Source organism: Limnochorda sp. LNt (genome assembly GCF_035593265.1).
GTDB classification, from domain to species: domain Bacteria; phylum Bacillota; class Limnochordia; order Limnochordales; family Geochordaceae; genus Geochorda; species Geochorda subterranea.
On sequence record NZ_CP141614.1, the window covers coordinates 1,955,788 to 1,972,750 of the forward strand.

At 66.8% G+C, this 16,963-nt stretch carries 14 protein-coding genes; 8 read left to right on the plus strand and 6 right to left on the minus strand.

Annotated elements, in window-relative coordinates; all coding sequences use genetic code 11:
- Nucleotides 1–98: 98 nt before the first annotated feature.
- Nucleotides 99–1,502: an ISNCY family transposase gene (locus tag VLY81_RS09355; RefSeq protein ID WP_405001239.1), complete on the minus strand. Its 1,404-nt coding sequence runs from the start codon at nucleotides 1,500–1,502 to the stop codon at nucleotides 99–101.
- Nucleotides 1,503–1,626: 124 nt separating this feature from the next.
- Between VLY81_RS09355 and VLY81_RS09360 the strand changes: the two genes are divergently transcribed.
- From VLY81_RS09360 to VLY81_RS09380, 6 genes are all read left to right on the plus strand, one after another.
- Nucleotides 1,627–2,442, plus strand: a complete 816-nt coding sequence (locus VLY81_RS09360) for a carbohydrate ABC transporter permease (protein ID WP_324667898.1) — start codon at nucleotides 1,627–1,629, stop codon at nucleotides 2,440–2,442.
- A 31-nt stretch (nucleotides 2,443–2,473) separates the two neighbouring features.
- Nucleotides 2,474–3,376: a dihydrodipicolinate synthase family protein gene (locus VLY81_RS14710; protein WP_405001240.1), complete on the plus strand. Its 903-nt coding sequence runs from the start codon at nucleotides 2,474–2,476 to the stop codon at nucleotides 3,374–3,376.
- A 43-nt stretch (nucleotides 3,377–3,419) separates the two neighbouring features.
- Nucleotides 3,420–4,580, plus strand: coding sequence for a mandelate racemase/muconate lactonizing enzyme family protein (locus VLY81_RS09365; RefSeq protein ID WP_324667899.1), 1,161 nt, complete (start codon nucleotides 3,420–3,422; stop codon nucleotides 4,578–4,580).
- A gap of 13 nt (nucleotides 4,581–4,593) precedes the next feature.
- The gene (locus tag VLY81_RS09370) at nucleotides 4,594–5,553 is read left to right on the plus strand and encodes a dihydrodipicolinate synthase family protein (RefSeq protein ID WP_324667900.1); all 960 of its coding nucleotides are present in this window, start codon (nucleotides 4,594–4,596) and stop codon (nucleotides 5,551–5,553) included.
- On the plus strand, nucleotides 5,511–6,293 hold the full coding sequence (locus tag VLY81_RS09375; protein WP_324667901.1) for an amidohydrolase family protein: 783 nt from the start codon (nucleotides 5,511–5,513) through the stop codon (nucleotides 6,291–6,293). The genes VLY81_RS09370 and VLY81_RS09375 overlap by 43 nt, the downstream gene beginning before the upstream one ends.
- Before the next feature lie 86 nt (nucleotides 6,294–6,379).
- Entirely contained in the window at nucleotides 6,380–7,729 is a 1,350-nt protein-coding gene (locus VLY81_RS09380) for a GH1 family beta-glucosidase (protein ID WP_405001365.1), read from the plus strand.
- A gap of 388 nt (nucleotides 7,730–8,117) precedes the next feature.
- Here the strand turns inward: VLY81_RS09380 and VLY81_RS09385 are convergent, their stop codons facing one another.
- Nucleotides 8,118–10,124 carry a methyl-accepting chemotaxis protein gene (locus VLY81_RS09385; RefSeq protein WP_324667903.1) on the minus strand — a complete coding sequence of 669 codons (2,007 nt, stop codon included), beginning with the start codon at nucleotides 10,122–10,124 and terminating at the stop codon, nucleotides 8,118–8,120.
- Nucleotides 10,125–10,296: 172 nt separating this feature from the next.
- Nucleotides 10,297–10,959, minus strand: coding sequence for a lytic transglycosylase domain-containing protein (locus VLY81_RS09390; protein ID WP_324667904.1), 663 nt, complete (start codon nucleotides 10,957–10,959; stop codon nucleotides 10,297–10,299).
- A 262-nt stretch (nucleotides 10,960–11,221) separates the two neighbouring features.
- On the opposite strand from VLY81_RS09390, the gene VLY81_RS09395 reads away from it, so the two are divergent.
- The gene (locus tag VLY81_RS09395) at nucleotides 11,222–12,079 is read left to right on the plus strand and encodes a DMT family transporter (RefSeq protein ID WP_324667905.1); all 858 of its coding nucleotides are present in this window, start codon (nucleotides 11,222–11,224) and stop codon (nucleotides 12,077–12,079) included.
- Here VLY81_RS09395 and VLY81_RS09400 read toward each other — a convergent pair.
- A complete protein-coding gene (locus tag VLY81_RS09400; RefSeq protein WP_324667906.1) occupies nucleotides 12,042–12,686 on the minus strand; it encodes a thymidine kinase in 645 nt (214 codons plus the stop codon). The genes VLY81_RS09395 and VLY81_RS09400 overlap by 38 nt on opposite strands.
- A 193-nt stretch (nucleotides 12,687–12,879) precedes the next feature.
- Here VLY81_RS09400 and VLY81_RS09405 point away from each other — a divergent pair, with 193 nt between their 5' ends.
- Nucleotides 12,880–14,067, plus strand: a complete 1,188-nt coding sequence (locus VLY81_RS09405; RefSeq protein WP_324667907.1) for an alpha/beta family hydrolase — start codon at nucleotides 12,880–12,882, stop codon at nucleotides 14,065–14,067.
- 4 nt (nucleotides 14,068–14,071) lie between these two features.
- Here the strand turns inward: VLY81_RS09405 and VLY81_RS09410 are convergent, their stop codons facing one another.
- Together VLY81_RS09410 and VLY81_RS09415 are read right to left on the minus strand one after the other, a co-directional pair.
- A complete protein-coding gene (locus VLY81_RS09410) occupies nucleotides 14,072–15,757 on the minus strand; it encodes an ABC transporter permease (RefSeq protein ID WP_324667908.1) in 1,686 nt (561 codons plus the stop codon).
- Between the two features lie 5 nt (nucleotides 15,758–15,762).
- Nucleotides 15,763–16,860 (minus strand): ABC transporter ATP-binding protein, encoded by a 1,098-nt coding sequence (locus VLY81_RS09415; RefSeq protein ID WP_324667909.1) that lies wholly within the window; start codon nucleotides 16,858–16,860, stop codon nucleotides 15,763–15,765.
- Nucleotides 16,861–16,963: the final 103 nt, after the last annotated feature.

Sequence of the window (16,963 nt, forward strand, 5' to 3'; positions counted from 1 at the left end):
TGACAAAATCGCCGTCCGTCGTTAGAGGGGAGTCTGGACCTTTGGCAACCCCAGCTCGTCATGCCGCCCTGTCCGGTCCTGCCCCGGCGGGGGTCTGCTCAGGCGCCTGCCGGGGCCAGGGCCAGCAGCCGGCGGGCCGCCCGGGTCAGGTTGTGGGCAAAGAGGCCCTCCCCGCTCCAGGTCGCTGCCCGCTCGGCGCCCCGATAGCGGCTGCGGTCGAGTTCAAAGGCGTCTTTGAGATGCGCAATGCGCCCCTCCTGGCCGCTGCGCCAGCGCAGCAACCGCCGAAAGGCCCGGCGTCGCTCGAAAAGTCGACGAGCCCGACCGCCTCGGGCTGGCAGGGCCACGTGCGCGATGCCCATCGCCCGCAGCGCCGCGTCGTTGGCCCGGCTGCTCATGCCCCGGTCGGCGGCCACGGCTCGGGGCGTGGCTCCGACCGCGTGGATGTGGCCCGCCACGGCGTCCACCAGCAAGCTGTCGTCGCTGGGATTGCCGACATGCAGCCGCCAGTGGCTGATGAAGCCCTCCTGGGTCTCCACCAGGGTCAGCTTGTAGCCGAACTCAACGGGCTTCGAAAGCTTCCCCCGCCGGATGGGCCGCGCATCCGGGTCGAAGAGGCTGACCAGCCGGTCCGGGATGGCCCGGAGGCCCTGCAGCCGAAGCTGGGTTTGCTCCAGTACCCGGCGCAGGCGCTGGGTGTACGTGACCAGGCCCTGCGCCAGGGCCCGGTAGCGCGCCCCCACGGCTGGGCCGAGCTTTCGGATGCGGCGCTGGACGGCCCGGGCCATGCGCTGCGCCTCTTGAAGCGTCTGCTCGGCCCGCCGAGCCACTTCGGCGGTAAGCCGGTCCACCTCGGCCTGGGCCTTCTCCCCTCCCCGGCGAAGCATCTGGCCGATGCGGCGCAGCCGGCGGCGGACCGAGCGCAGGCGGTCTCGAACCGAAAGGCGGACCCCGATGCCGGCTTCCTTGGCCCGGCGCATCAGCCGCGTCAGCACCCGCACCCCGTCGGCCAGCAGGCCCGCGTCGGTGGGGTGATGGATGTTCGCTTCCATCACCGTGGTGTCCACCCGGATCCGCTGGCCGTGGCGCTTCATCAGCCGCGCCTCCACCAGCTGGGCCATCAGGGCGTCGTTGAGTTGCTCGATGACTTCCGGACCCAGCCGGTGGGTCAGCTTGATGAGGGTGGTGGCATCGGGCACCTTGTCGGTGAGGCGCAACCGGCAGAAGCTCCGCCAGACCAGGCTATCGGCCACTTCCTTGACCAGCGCTTCGAAGCCCAGCCGGTAGCGGCGCTTCAGGTACATCATGCGCAGGTACGTCTCCAGGGGGATGGTGGGCCGACCCCGCCGAGCCGTGAGCTTGCGCCGGATGGGCGAAAGTCTGCGCTCGTCGTCCAGCAGCCGGTCGATGATGGCCAGCTCCTTGGGCAGCTCGAAGAGCTGGGGGTCGATGAGGCTTTCGAACAGGTCCGCCTTGAAAGCCACGTTGCGCTCCCGACGCACGATGCCATGCCTCCTGGGGCCGATTTTAGCATCGGTCGGTCTCGGGGAGGAGAGGGGTCACCCCGTCACGACGGGCTTTTCTCGGCGACTTTATCAGGGGCAACTAGCTAAGGGGGGCGGCGGCTTGAGGCGTCTCACGGTGTATCTCTTGCTTGCTGCGATGGTGATTGTATCTCTTGGCCCTGTGGCTTGGATGGTGTCTACGGCCTTCAAGCCGAAGTCCGAGACATTCGCGTTACCCACGTACTGGCTACCGAAGTCTCCGACCCTAGACAACTTTGTGGAGGCGTGGCGAACCCAGCCGATTGGACGCCAGTTCTTCAACAGCCTTATAGTGGCCAGTTCAACCACCGGCCTTGCTACCGCTCTGGCCATCCTAGCCGGGTACGGCGTCTCCCGCTTCTCGTTCGGGCAGCGGGACCTGTTCCTTCGCCTCATTCTCGTTGGCCAGATGTTCCCGGGAGTCCTACTGGTTCTTCCCTACTTTATCCTCATGCGGAGGCTGGGCCTCATCAATACCTATTGGGCGTTGGTTCTCGCCTACACCTCGTTCGCGCTGCCCTTAGCCACCTGGATGATGCGCGGGTACATGATGGCTGTTCCCCGAGAGCTGGATGATGCGGCCATGGTCGATGGATGTACTCGCCTGCAAAGCCTTGTCCGTGTGGTGCTACCCGTTGCCAAGCCGGGCATTGTAGCCACCATGATCTACACGTTCATGGTGGCGTGGTCGGAGTACCTGTTTGCTCTCGTGCTAACTACGACAAAGCATATGCAGCTACTTACTGTCGGGGTAGGCTCGCTCCTGCTTCAATACGGGATTGAGTGGAACCAGCTGATGGCCATCGGCTCAATCGCAGTGGTGCCGATTCTAGCCATTTTTGCATTCATGGAGCGCTACCTTGTGGCCGGGCTCACTGCCGGAGCAGTCAAGGGTTAGCAGTCATCGCCCTGGGTATTGGAGGGGGACCGTGTACTCTATCGCAGGCGTTGTTGCTGTGTTGCAGATCCCATTTCTTCCAGACGGGGAAGTTGACTGGGAAGGACTGAAGAAAATTGCGGTGTTTGCGACCGAGAACGGCGCGTCGGCAGTGGCATTTGGCTACGCCAGTGAATTTCCGAAGCTAGACACAGCCGAACGGGAGCAGGCTTTACTGACGGCCGTCCAAGCTTGTGAGGGAAGGGTCCCCGTGGTAGCGTGGTGCGCCGCAGAAAGCACGAGGGTAGCAAGTCGGCTAGTGCGACGCTCCCGGGAACTAGGTGCTTCGATGGCTGTCGTGACACCTCCGCCGGGGGCCGAAAGCTTCGCCCAGGTGCGGCGCCACCTTCACGAGCTTACACAGGAGGGGCTTCCTCTCGTGCTCCAGGATGCGCCGGAATGGTCGAGGGTGCATCTCTCGGTAGAGCAGCTTTGCGAGTTGTGCACGACACCTGGGGTAATTGGACTTAAGGTCGAATCTCAACCTACGTGGGTGAGGGTGCGCGCAGTACGCCAACAGCTTGGGAAGCACGTCACCGTCCTTGGAGGCTTCGGTGGCCTATACCTATGCGCCGAGCTAGCTGCAGGCAGCGATGGGGTGATGCCCGGCTCAGCGCATCCCTGGGTGTTTGCCAACGTGATCCGGGCTTTTCGACAGGGTCGTGAAGAAAGTGCGTTGGAACAGTACCGCAACCTGTTGCCGTACCTAGTTGTTAGTTCCCATCGGTTAGACGACTTCATTTGGATTCAGAAGGAGATCCTCCGCCGCTTGGGGGTGATTCAGTCGTCGTCGCTTCGACAACCCGGCGAGGCGCCCGATGATTTCACCCTTCGGCTCGCCTTGAGTCTGGCTGAGCGACTGGGGCTACTGGCTGGAGCTCAGGGTGTGGGCTAACGGCCGCAGCTACGTCACTATCTGCCGAAGAGGAGAGGACAGCATGCGCATCGAAAAGGTGGAGCTCATTCGACTCACCTATCGCTACTCGCCGGACCAAGCCTGGGGCTGGCCAGGTGGAACCTATCGGGGATGGACAGCCGCCTTCGTCCGGGTCACGGACGACGAAGGGTGTTATGGCATTGGCGAGATTGGCGATGGGTTGCCCGCCCCTCAACTCCTTCCGCCGATCATCGAGCGGGTGAGACAGATGCTCGTGGGCAAGGACCCTCGCTGCGTCCGTGGCCTCTTAGACCGCCTATATCGCAGCGCCCCCGGTTGGGGCCGCAGAGGGATCCACATTTCCGTCCTGTCCGGGGTCGAAAGCGCCCTGTTCGACCTGCTTGGCAAGCGTCTCGGCGTTCCAGTGCACGTATTGCTGGGGGGAGCCGTTCGAACGCGACTGCCCGTTTACGCAAGCGGGGGCGTTGACTCATCTCTCGATCAGCTCGTTCGAGAGCTAAGAAGTTACGTGGAGCGCGGCTTCACGGCTGTCAAGGTTCGCATCGGCTATGGGTACGCACGTGATATTGCTATCGTGGAAGCAGCCCGCCATGCGGTCGGGAAAGACGTCCGTCTACTGCTTGACTTTGGGGCAAGCTACCTACCCTGTCCTCCCAATCTTGTCGACGTGGCGCGGCTTGCGCGAGAGCTGGAGAAGTTCGATCCTTACTGGCTCGAAGAACCGCTGTTTCCCGACGATGTCTCCGGTCACCGTCGTCTGCGCCAAATGACGCATATTCCTATTGCCCTCGGGGAAAACACGCGAACACACCACGAGGTGTTGCCTTTCCTGGAACAGGGAGCTGTCGATATTCTACAGACCGATGCCGTGTACGCCGGAGGGATGCTTGAACAGCTTCGGATCGCGTCACTGGCCGCTCAGTACGGGGTTATGATGGCCCCCCACACGTGGGGCAGCGCGCCTGGCTTGATGGCAAATCTGCACGCATTCGCATGCATGCCAAATGGCTTGATAGCTGAATACTCGCAAATGCATAATCCGTTGCGCGAACGGCTTCTCCTGGCACCGCTGCAGCTCGAGCATGGTGAGCTTGTGCTCCCGGAACATGCCGGCCTTGGGATTGACTTACCGGAATCATTGGTGTCCGATTACCCTTACGATCCGGATGCTGGTGCTGTCCTGAAGATTGAGTCTGAGTAGAGGGGTTGTGACCGTGGGCAACACGAGTCTCACCGGTATTGTGGTCCCGGTAGTAACGCCGTTGGTCGAGGGGGAGTATGTCGATGTGTCCGCCCTAGGTGCGGAAGTTGACCGCCTCGTTGCTGCAGGGGTACACGGCATTTTCGTGTTGGGGTCCACGGGCGAGTTTCCAGCCCTTCGAGAAGGGGAAAAAGAGCGAGCCATCCGGGCCGCTGTCGAGGCCGCCGGCGGGCGCGTACCAGTGCTCGCTGGAGCCACAGAACCTGGCACCGAGCGCGCCGTCGCCTGGGCGAAGGCCGCAGCACAGTTGGGTGCTGACGCAGTTGTGGTGGCACCCCCGTATTACTACCGGATGGACCGCCGGGCTCTTCTTCGTCATTTCAGTGCCGTTGCTAAAGCTTCCCCGATCCCTCTTGTGCTGTACAACTACCCACAGACGACGGGTAACGTGATCGACGTCGAGACGGTAAGTGAGCTTGCCCACGCAGCGCTAGTCATTGGCATCAAGGACAGCGGAGGCGACCTCATCTACCTTCAGTCCCTGACCAGCCGAATGCCAGAATCGTGCACCCGGCTCATCGGTCATGAAGGGCTGGCAGCGGCGGCACTGCTGTGCGGCTACGCGACAGGGGTCGTTCCCGCTATGGCGGCTGTTGTTCCCGAGTTGTTCGTGAGTCTGTGGGAGGCGTACCGGCGGTCTGACGTTCAAGCCGTCCGCAGATTGCAAGCGGAGATAGACCGATGGATTGCTCTATACAGCTTGGGACCCGTCCCGGTGGTGGTAAAGGCATGCCTGTGGTTGCTCGGCCGTCTGCAGAGCCCGCTGGCGACGTTGCCTTTGGGGCAGCTCGACGTGCAACTCGTTGAGCGCCTTCGGGAGTGGCTTGACTCCCACGGCCTGCCGGTTCGCGAACGGGAGGAGGTAGAGCGATGGTTCGGCACATTATCGACGTACACGCGCACTTGGGAGTAAGTGAGACTCTCCAAGTCGGAGTCAACGTCGACGGTTTGCTCCGTCTCATGGACGCCAACGCGATCGAGATGGCCATCTTGTCACCGATTCCCGGATACGCCGATCCTGACGGTATCCGCGACACGATGGCTCAGAATGACGCTATCGCTGCGGCAGTCAGGCGGCACCCAGACCGATTCCCGACAGGGTTTGGCACTGTCGAGCCAAGGCACGGAGCTTGTGCTCTAGACGAAGTGAAGCGCATCAGGGAAGAACTGGAGCTACGTGGGTTAGCCTTTCACTGCGACTACCAGGGAGTACCCATCGACCACCCGATCATGTACCAAATTCTCGAGCGCGCGGCGGCGTACCCAGGTACGGTGGTACTCATGCATACGGCGCAGCACTCGGTGTTGGAACCGCCGTTCATGCTTGCAAAGGTTGCAGAAGCGTTTCCGGACATCGTCTTTATCAATGGTCATCCCGCTATGAACGGGACACATCTCGCCAGTTCGCTCTACGTCAGCCAGAAGTGCTCGAACGTATATCTGGATCTCGCTGTGTGGTATACTACGCGGGATCCTGTTCGCTTGGCTGTGACTACGTTGGGCCCTGACCGCATCTTGTTTGGCTCTGACTTACCATATTACCGCTACTCTTTCGATAAGCTCCTAGTCGAATACGCTGAGATACCTGCCGAGGTGAAAGAAGCCATCTTCTGGAAGAACGCAGCCCGACTGTTTGGTATCGGTCGCTCGTAGTGGTGGTGTCGCCCCATTACCTGGCGTGAGAGACAGCGGATTCGGTGGGCGTCGGCAAGGCACTGACCCAGAAGGGAAGTGAGCGGATGCGCCAGTTTCCGCAGGGCTTCTTGTGGGGATGCGCCACCGCCTCCTATCAGATCGAGGGCTCGCCTCTGTCAGACGGCGCTGGACCCTCCATATGGCACCGGTTCAGTCATACGCCGGGTAACGTGTTGGGCGGCGATACCGGAGACGTAGCCTGCGATCACTACCGCCGATGGCGGGACGACGTGGTCCTCATGCGCGAACTTGGAATTAGAGCTTACCGATTCTCCATCGCCTGGCCTCGGGTCCTCCCGGAAGGCCGCGGTGCGGTGAACGAGAACGGCCTAGCCTTCTACGGCCGCTTAGTGGACGCGCTCCTCGAAGCAGATATCATCCCATTCGTTACACTTTACCACTGGGACTTGCCCGGTTCGCTCCAGGACTTGGGCGGGTGGGCTAACCGGGACGTTGCTGGGTGGTTCGCTGACTACGCCGATGTGCTTTTTGGTCGGTTGGGTGACCGTGTCCATCACTGGATTACGCTCAACGAGCCCTGGTGCGTGGCTCATCTCGGGTACATCCTCGGCCAGCACGCGCCCGGGATGCGTGACCTGTGGGCAGGGTTGCGGGCTGTTCACAACCTCCTGTTGGCTCACGGCCGTGCAGTGCTAGCCTTTCGTCAGAGGAACATGCCGGAAGGCCGAATCGGCATCACATTAAACTTCCGCCCCCCGCATCCAGGGAGCCAATCAGAACAGGACCGGGCTGCCGCGCGACGCGCGCATGCCTACCACAATCGCCTCTTCCTGGATCCCATCTTCACTGGACGCTATCCCGATCCGATCGTCCAATGGTTCAAGGACAGCTGGCCCGAAACACTACAGAGCGACCAGGACGTTATCAGGGCGCCTATCGACTTCCTCGGCGTAAACTACTACACCCGAAACGTCGTGGTCCACGCACCCGGGACCGGGCTGTTACACACACGCGTCATCCGCCAACCGGGACCGCACACCGCGATGGGATGGGAGATTTATCCAGAGGGGCTATTCGAGCTCTTGCTTTGGATCCATCAGGCGTACGGGAGCCCCGTCCTCTACATTACGGAAAACGGTGCCGCATTCGAAGACCGTCCTGACCCGTCGGGAACGGTACGCGACACCGACCGTCTCGACTACCTTCGCCAGCACTTTGTGCAAGCTCACCGGGCCATTCAGGAAGGGGTTCGCTTGCAGGGATATTTCGTATGGTCGCTGATGGACAACTTTGAGTGGGCTCATGGTTACTCCAAGCGCTTTGGGATCGTCTACGTAGATTTCGGCTCGCAAAAGCGCACCATCAAGCAAAGCGGACACTGGTATTGCGGGGTAATCGCCCGCAACGGCTTGGAGAATGACGACTTAGGATAATGCCCCTGGTTGCCGTCACGCGCGGTAGGTCAGGAGAGCCAGGCGTCAGGCAACGAGGTCCCTGAGGTAACCGGCGAACGTGGCTCGAGGCCCACCTCTACAAGGTGTCCTTCCTCCTGCCGGCGCTGGCGACGGTCGGTCAAGCACAAGGCGTGGTGGCCGCAGCATTGGATGGTCCGTTGAGGGAAGACGCACATGGCTCCTCCGATCCGCCGGGGCCGGGCGACACGATAGCCCGAGGGGGCAGAAGAGCGGGGCCTCGTCGACTTCCTGACGAGGGAGTGGCCTGCGCGGGCGCGGGCAGCTCTTGGCCTGGAACATGCAGGTGCTGGTGGCGGGGTGGCGGAGGGCGGCGCCGGCGCCGCCCTCCGGTTTCACACCACGTGCTTCACTGCACCTTGAAGGCCCCGACCGCCTCCAGCAGCTCCTGGGCCATGCGGGCCAGGCGCTGGGCGGAGCTCGCGATCTGCTCCACGGCCGAGGACTGTTCCTCGGTGCTGGAGGCCACCTCTTCGGCGGCGGCCGCGTTCTCCTCGGTGATGGCGGCGATCTCGTCCACCGCCCGGATCGCCGCCTCGCTGGCGGCCGCCATGGCCTGAGCGGCGGCGTGCACCTCGTTGATTTGCGACACGGACGCCTCCACCGCCCGTGTGATGGCCGTGAAGGTCTGCTCGGAGGCGTCCACCGCCTCGACGCCCTCGCCGACGGCGGCGCGCACCGCCTCGGTGTTGCGCACGGCCCGCTCCACCTCCTGGCGAATCTCGCCGATGAGCCCGGCGATCTCGGAGGCGGCCTGGCGGGACTGCTCGGCCAGCTTGCGCACCTCCTCGGCCACCACGGCGAAGCCCCGGCCCTGTTCGCCGGCCCGGGCCGCCTCGATGGCCGCGTTGAGGGCCAGCAGGTTGGTCTGCTCGGCGATGCCCGTGATGACGTCGACGATCTGGCCGATGCGCTGCGAGCGCCGGCCCAGGTCCTCCACCGCCCGGCCTGACTCGCCGGCCGTCTGCTCGATCTGGGTCATGCGCTGGGTGATGTTGGCCAGGGCCGAGCCGCCCTCCCGGGCCAGGGCCGCCACCTCGTGGCTGCCCTGGGCGATGCGCTCGATGGCCCCCGAGACCTTGCGCACCGTCTCCCCCATCTGCCGCACGCTGTCGGAGGCGTTGGTGGCGGCCGCCGACTGGCGCTCGCCGCCCTTGGCCATCTGGTCGACGGTGGAGGCCACCTGCTGCACCGACTGCCCCACCTGCTCCGACGACGAGGCCAGCTCCTGGCTGGAGGCGGCCAGCTGCTCGGCGCCCCGCCTCACCTGCAGGGCGAGCTGGCGCAGCCGGCCGACCGTCGCGTTGAAGGCCTCGGCCAGTCGCCCCACCTCGGTGCGATCCCGCACCGTCACCGTCCGGGTGAGGTCGCCCTCGGCCAGCGCCGCCATCGCCCGAGCCACCGCCACGACGCCCCGCGCCTGCGTGCGTCCGAGCGCATAGGCGGCCAGCAGGGCGATGACGGCCATGACGGCGCCGCTCAGCAGGGTCTGCTGCATCAGGGTGTCGAGCGCCCGGGTCAGCTCCGCCCGTGGCGCGCTGACGACCAGCCGCCACGCCGTGCCCTCGACGGGCTGCACCCCCAAGAGCCGCGACTCACCCCCCACCCGGGCATAGCGGATGGTGGCGCGCTCCTGGGAGAGGAGCTCACGATAGACCGCGCGCTCCGCCGGATCCGTCGTGCCCTGCAGCAGGTCGGCCGACAGCGCCTGACGGGCATCGGGGTGAGCCAGCACCCGCCCATTCTGGTGCACCAGCATCGCGTACCCCGTCTCGCCCACCTGCAGGCTGGCCACCTGCTGGTTGAGGGAGTCGGCGGGCACGACCCCGATGAAGATGCCCCCCACCTCGCCCCGCTGCTCGTTGACGAGGGGGATGCCGATGGCCACGGCCGGGCGACCCTGTTCGCCGTAGCGGAAGGGCTCGCCCACCGTCACCCCGCCCGCCAGGGTCGCCTTGAAGACGGGATCGGTGCCGACCGTCGTCGGTCGCATGTCACCGGTCCCGGTGAGCAGCATGGCGTTGCCGGTGACGTCGGCCACGGTCACCTCCAGGACGGCGTCGCTGCGGGTGACGTCGCTGTAGAGGGTGCCGGCGTAGGAGGGCAGGTCCTGGAAACCCGTCAGCTGCGCCTGGCGGGCCAGCTTGGAGGCCAACGACTCCACCTGCTGGATGCTGTTGGCCCGCCACGCCTCGATCAGGCGGGCGTTGAGTCGCAACTCCCCGCGAGCCGACGCCTCGATCTGAGCCAGGATGATCTGGCTCGAACTCCGATACATCAAGAAGCCGGCCACCGCCACGGAGAGCACCACGAAGAGAAAGAGGATGGCCATCAGCTGCTGGCTGAAGCTCCGCATCACGCCGCCCCGGGAGGCGCCCTCGACCGGCCGTCGCCCCAGGGCGTTCCCCCTTTCCTGCTGCGGTCCGCGCGCGATCGAAAGGCGAGGATGAGCCCTCTCCATGCTTCGGCGCCGGACCGGCCGGGCTGAAGCCCTGACGCCAGGCCGGGCACGGGCGTCCGGGCCTCTGTCAGCGCGACCGGTAGGTCTCCACCACCCGGCGCACGTAGTTGCGGGTCTCCCGGATGGCCGGCACCGAGTTCCGCACCCGGGACGGGCCGGCGTTGTAGGCGGCCAGGGCCAGTTGCACGTCACCCCGGTAGCGCGCCAGCAGCTCGGCCAGGTAGCGGACGCCGACCTCGATGTTTTGGATGGTGTCGTACGGATCGACCCCGTACGCCCGGGCCGTGGCGGGCATGACCTGCATGACGCCCACGGCACCGCGCGGGCTGACGGCGTCCTGGCGCAGCCCCGACTCCGTCACCGCCACGCTCATGACCAGCTCGGGATCGACCCCCCACCGGTGCGAGGCTCGCAGCAGCAGAAGCACGAGCCACTGCCGGTGCGCCACGTCCAGATCCGGCCGTATCGACGCCGCCCACCGGTCCAGCCGCTCCAGGGTCTCCACCCACGACGCCGAGGCCGTCACCTCGACAGGCCGCAGCTCGGCCGCCAGCGCCCGCGTCGACTCGGACTCCTGATAGCCATGGATGAAGCCGATGGTCCAGCCGGCCACCGCCCCCAGCACGCCGGCCATCATCAGGATCACGGTCAAGACGCTGAGCTGGCGCACCTGTCCTGCGGCCACCGAGGCGTCCCCCCCGGTCCACGTGACGACGGCAGGCTCGTCCATGCGTTCACCCCCACGATATGCGGAGACCGTCCGCGACTTGCCGGTGTGCGAGAGGAGAAGTCGGGCCAGCGGCGTACTTCCCATCGACAGGATCATTCAAATGTCGTCCGGCTCCGCCACGGTTTGGAGACAGGCGGGGCTTAACTTATCACAGGTCGAGAGGCATTTCAATAAGGCGGGTTGGACGCGGTTCCGGGGGCTCCATTCCTTCGTCAATTTGAACATTGCCTCGAAACCTGTCGCCGAGGTCGAGGATGTCGCCGTGAGCGCGCTGGCGCTGGGCCTGTTGCTGGTGGCCGCCTTCGGCCACGCCACGTGGAACTTCCTCGCCAAGCGGGCGGCCGGCGGAACAGCCTTCGTCTGGCTCTTCTCCGCGCTGGCCGCGTTGCTCTACGCGCCGGTGGCCGTCGGCGTCTACGCCATCCAGCGCCCGGCCCTGGGATGGGTCGCCGTCGCCTTCATGGTGGGCACGGCGGTGCTTCACACGGCCTATTTCGTCACGCTGCAGCGGGGCTACGACGTGGGGGAGCTCTCCGTCGTCTATCCCCTCGCCCGCAGCACGGGCCCCGTGCTGGCCATGGCGGCCGCGGTGGCGCTGATGGGAGAGCGGCCCTCCGTCGTGGCCTCGATGGGCGCCGGGCTGGTGGTGGCGGGTGCCCTGGCGATCTCCTGGCGAGCGGGAGCCCGGAGCCGGGGCCTGCGCCGCAGCGTGACAGCGGGGCTGCTGGTGGGGGCCTTGATCGCCGGCTACACCCTCTGGGACAAGCACGCCGTCAGCGCGGTAGGGGTGCCGCCGGTGCTGCTGGACTGGGCGGGCAACCTGGGACGGGCGGTGCTGTTGAGCCCTTACGTGCTGGGGCGACGGGACCGGGTGCGTGAGCAGTGGCGAGCCCATCGGGCCGAGGCGCTGGCCATCGCGCTGCTGGCGCCCCTCTCCTACATCCTGGTCCTGACGGCCATGGCCTTCACGCCCGTCAGCTACGTGGCGCCGGCACGGGAGGTGAGCGTGCTGGTCGGCACCTTTCTCGGCAGCCGCCTGCTGGGCGAGGGCGACCTCCGCCGCCGCCTGGCGGCCGCCGCGCTCATGCTGGCCGGGCTGGCCGCCCTGACGCGGGGCTAGACGCCGCCGACCGGGCGACCTCCTCGGGGCTCACCCAGCATGCCGCGCACCGGGGCTCGTACGTCTCGCTCGCGCCCACCAGCACCTGCGGGCCAGGCCCCGCCGGCCGGCCGTCGACGAGGCGCTGGGTGCGGTTGGCGTCGCGCCCGCACTGCACGCAGACGGCCGACAGCTTCTCCACCTCGTCCGCGTAGCAGAGCAATGTCGGCATGGGGCCGAAGGGCGCCCCCGCGTAGTCGAGGTCCAGCCCCGCCACCACCACGTCGTCGCCGTCCGCCACCAGGGCCAGCACCGCCTCGACGAAGCCCGGCCACGATGCGAACTGCGCCTCGTCGATCGCGATGAGGCGACGACCGGTCGGCGTGGCCCGTGCGACGTGACGTCGCAGCTCCTCGGCCGAGGCGAAGGTGACGGCCCCGAGCTCGTCGCCGTCGTGGCTGCGAACGGAGGCGACCGTGCGGGTGTCGACGGCGGGCTTGAGCACCAGCACCTCGATGCGGGCCCGCCGGGCGCGCTTGACCCGGCGCAGCAGCTCCGTGGACTTGCCGGCGAACATGGGGCCGCAGATGACGACGAGACGTCCGGGACGGTGCGACGCGGGCGTCATGCCATTCGCCTCTCCGACGGGTGTGGGTGGGCGCGGCGGCCAGACCAGCGTTCGTCTCCCGGGTACGCCTTTCCTCTCCGTTCGACACCCTGCAGGAGGCCGGCGGATGAGCCCCGACAGGGGAGTCGCCGGCCCGCCTCGAAGCACCCACGCGGGTCGGCCCGCTCCGGCCGGCCGAGGAGGGATGGCCCCCATGTCGACACGGCTTCCGGCCCGCCTCGCTCCCGCTGAGTGGGAGACGGGCGAGACCTTCGAGCGCTTCGTCGAGGAGGCGCCGCCGGCCGCGGCCCGCCACCTGCGACGCCGCTACGATGCCACCACCCCATCGGAGCAGCAGCGAGCCCGGTGGCGAGCCTTCGCCGAGGCAGGGGGACGGGTCTACGCCCTGGCCGAGGACTGGTGCGGCGACTGCCTGGCCACGGTGCCGGTGCTGGCACGCCTGGCCGACGAGGGCGGGGTGCCGCTTCGGCTCTGGCGGCGCGACGCGTGGCCCGACCTCCGGGACCGGCACCTCACCGGCGGCCGCCCCAAGATCCCTCTGGCGGTCGCCGTTCGGCCCGGGCTCGACGGCTCGTGGGAGGAGTGCGGGCGGTTCGTCGAGCGGCCCGCCATGTGCAACGCCGCCATGCGGGCCGCCGGGCCCGAGCAGGCCAGAGCCGAGTTGCAGCGCCTGTACGCGTCCGGCGCCTACCGGCCAGCGGCCGTCCAGGAGCTGACCGCGATGCTGGATGACGACCCCGAGCCCGTGGCGGTGCCGGGGTCGAGCGGGACCCTCCTGCAGGTCTACGTCCACCTCCCGGTCGAGGTGCCGCCGACGGGGCTCGCGGTGGTCGCCCACGGCGCCAACCACGACGCCTCCCACCCGCTGAGCCGCCACCTCTGCCAGCGCCTGGCCCAGCGGGGCGTGGGGGCGGTGCGGTTCGACTTCGGCTACCGGGTGCGGGGCAAGACGTACTCACCGGACCTGGCCGACGAGACGGCCGACATGCTCGCGGTCGCGCAGGCGACGGCGGCGCGGCTCGGGCTTCCCCTGGAGCGGGTCGTGCTGGCCGGCAAGTCGCTGGGCGCCGCCGTGTCGGTGGCTCTGGCCGAGCGGCACCCGGTGGCGGCCGTCGTGGCCTTCGGCTACCCGCTCCACCGGCCCGGCGAGACCCCGCACGACCCGCCGGACCGCTTCGCCCGGCTCGGGGCTCCCATGATGTGGCTGGCCGGCACGCACGACGACCTGGCCGAGCGCCGCCACGTCGAGCGGTACGCATCGGCGGCCGGCCCGTCGGTCACCCTGCGCTGGCTCGAGGGGGCCGACCACTCCCTGGCGACGCACCTGCACGAGGCCCTGGACGCAGCGGTGGAGTGGATCCTGGCGCGGCTGGCTTCCTGACCCGTCAGCGGAGAGCGCCCACGCGCACCATCCGCCTGGCCAGCCCGTTGGCCAGGAGCACCAGGGTGGTGGAGATGGCGACCATGATCAGCCCCAACGCCGCCACCCTCCCCCACAGGGCGTCCGCCACCGCCCGAAACACTTGCACCGAGAGCACCTCCGTGCCAGGCCGAGCCAGGACGGTGGAGACGTCCAGTTCGCGGACGAACATGACCGCCATCAGCGTCCAGCCCGACAGCACCCCGGGTAGCGCCAGCGGGGTCACGATGCGGCGAAACGTGCGGAAGAACCCGGCGCCGCTCACCGCGGAGGCATCCTCCAGATCCTTGCTGATCTGAATGAACGTGCTGGTGAGCGGACGGATCGCATAAGGCAGGTAGGTCGCCACGTAGGCGATGAGAAGCGCCCACAGCGTGCCGTATAGCTCGGTGCGGGCGAACAGCCACATGAAGCCGATGCCGATGATGAGCCCCGGAAACGAGAAGGAGAGGAACGTGAGGGTCTCGAGGATGCCGCTCGTACGCGTGCGCATCCGGACGATGACGTAGGAGGCGAACGTCGACAGCACGATGCCAGCCGTGGCACCGACGATCGCGAGGGTCACGCTGTTTCGCAGGGCACGCAGGGTCAGGGGGTCGCGAAGGACGTAGTTCCAGTGGCGCAGCGTCAACTGTGACAAAGCCTCGGCGCCGGGCGCCATCAGGTAGGGCACCAGGGACGTGTAAAGCAGCACGATCACCGGCAGCCCGATCAGCACCACGCCCAACGCCAGGACCAACACCCCCAGGGGATAGCGCCACCGTCCCAGATCGGCGATGGTCGGTCTGTACCCCTTCCCGGAGATGGTGACGAACCGCTCGCTCCGGGCCGTCAGGTAGCGGTAGAGGTAGACCAACACCACCGCCGCGGCCAGCACACTGACGCCCACGGCGGCCGCTCGCCCGTAGTCGGGCAGAAAGCCGACGCTGATCAGCCGGTAGATGAAGGTGGTCAGCACCTCCACCCTCCCCGGCATGCCCAGCACCGAGGGCACCGCGAACGCACTCAGGCTCCGGATCAGCACCAGGGTGATCGCGGCGAGGATCGCCGGCCGCAGCACGGGGAGCACGATGCGCCACCACGTAGCGGCCCTGGAGCGGCCGCTGACCCAGGAAGCCTCCTCCAGAGACGAGTCGAAGGTGGACATGGCCGCCACGATGACCAGGTAGGCGACGGGCAGGTCCAGCAGGCCCTCCACGAAGATCATGCCGGGCAAGGTGTAGATGTTGATGGGGCCCAGGCCCAGCTGGCCCAGGATCAGGTTCATCATGCCGTTGGTGGGGTTGAGCAAGAGCGCCCAGCTGACGGCGAAGGAGAGGTGGGGGATCATCATGGAGACCACCGGCAGCAAGTGCAGGACGCCGCGGAAGGGGATGTCGGTGCGCAGGTTGAGGTAGGCCAGTACCAGGGCGAGCGCCGTGGCCAGCAGGGCCGAGCCGAACGAGAAGATGATGGTGTTGACGACCACTTGCGCCAGGCGCGGATCGCCGTACACCCGCGCATACTTCTCCAGCGTGAAAGTCCCCACGGCCCCCAGACCTTTGGAGAAGCTGCCGACGACCAGCATCGCCGCCGGACCAAGGGTGAGGCCCCCTACGATGACGACCAGGATGCCGATGGCGAGGGATGCACGCAGGCTGTGACTGGCCATCTTGTTCACTCCAGGATGCGGCAACCTGCAGGCTCGATGACCAGCGTCAACTGCTGGCCCTCTTGCGCCGGAGGGGTGGTGCTGCCGAGCCGCATGGTGAGCCGAGTCTCTTGGACCGCCACCTCAGCGTCGTAGTGCTCGCCCACGAAGATGAGCGACTGGAGTCGGCCTCGCACCACGTTGGGCCGACCCTCATCGCCGGGCGCAGCAGGTCGGATGGCTTCGGTACGAATATAGACGGTCACCCGGGAGCCCGGAGACGCACTGGCCTGGCCTTCGCAAAGCAGCAGGCCCAGCGGCGTCTCCACCCGCACGCGATCGCCGTCCCGCCCGGCCACCGTGCCGTCGACGAAGTTGGACCCTCCCAGGAACTCCACCACGAACCGCGACCGAGGCCGGAAGTAGATCTCCTGGGGAGTACCCATCTCGACCACCGATCCATCTTTCATGACCACGACCAGGTCGGACAGCGCGAGGGCCTCCAGGCGATCGTGGGTCACGTAGAGGGCGGTGATCCCCAGTTGCGTCAGGAGCTTGCGCAGATCCCGCCGGGTCTCCTCCCTTAGCTTGGCGTCGAGGTTGCTCAACGGCTCGTCGAACAGGATGATGCGCGGCTGCGAGACCAGGGCGCGGGCCAGCGCGACGCGTTGCTGCTGGCCTCCGCTGAGGGCGGTCGCCGGGCGCCGCTCGAAGCCGCTCAGCTGGACGAACTCCAGCGCCTCCCGCACCCGCCGCGCGATCTCCGCGCGCGACAGCCCGCGCGCCTCCAGGGGATACGCGACGTTTTGAAACACCGTCATGTGGGGCCAAATGGCGTACGTTTGAAATACCATGCTGACGCCCCGTCTGTCCGGCGGGACGGACTTAGGGAGACCGCCGTCGCCCCTCGACCAGACCACCTGCTCCCCAAACGCGATCTCGCCGGCGTCGGGCGACTCCAACCCGGCGATGCACCGCAACAGCGTCGTCTTGCCACAGCCGCTGGGCCCCAGCAAGGTGGTCACCTGGTGAGCGGGGACGGTGAGGGTGACGTCCCGCAAGGCGGCGACGTCCCCCTCGGCAGTACGAAAGGTCTTGCGCAGTTGGTGGATCCGGATCTCCATGGATGCCTCCCACTCTGACGTCCACGCGTGCTTGGCGCCGCGGCTCGCCAGGCGGGCGGCCGGACCGCGACCTCACACGAAGAGGACCCGCCACCGACGAGCG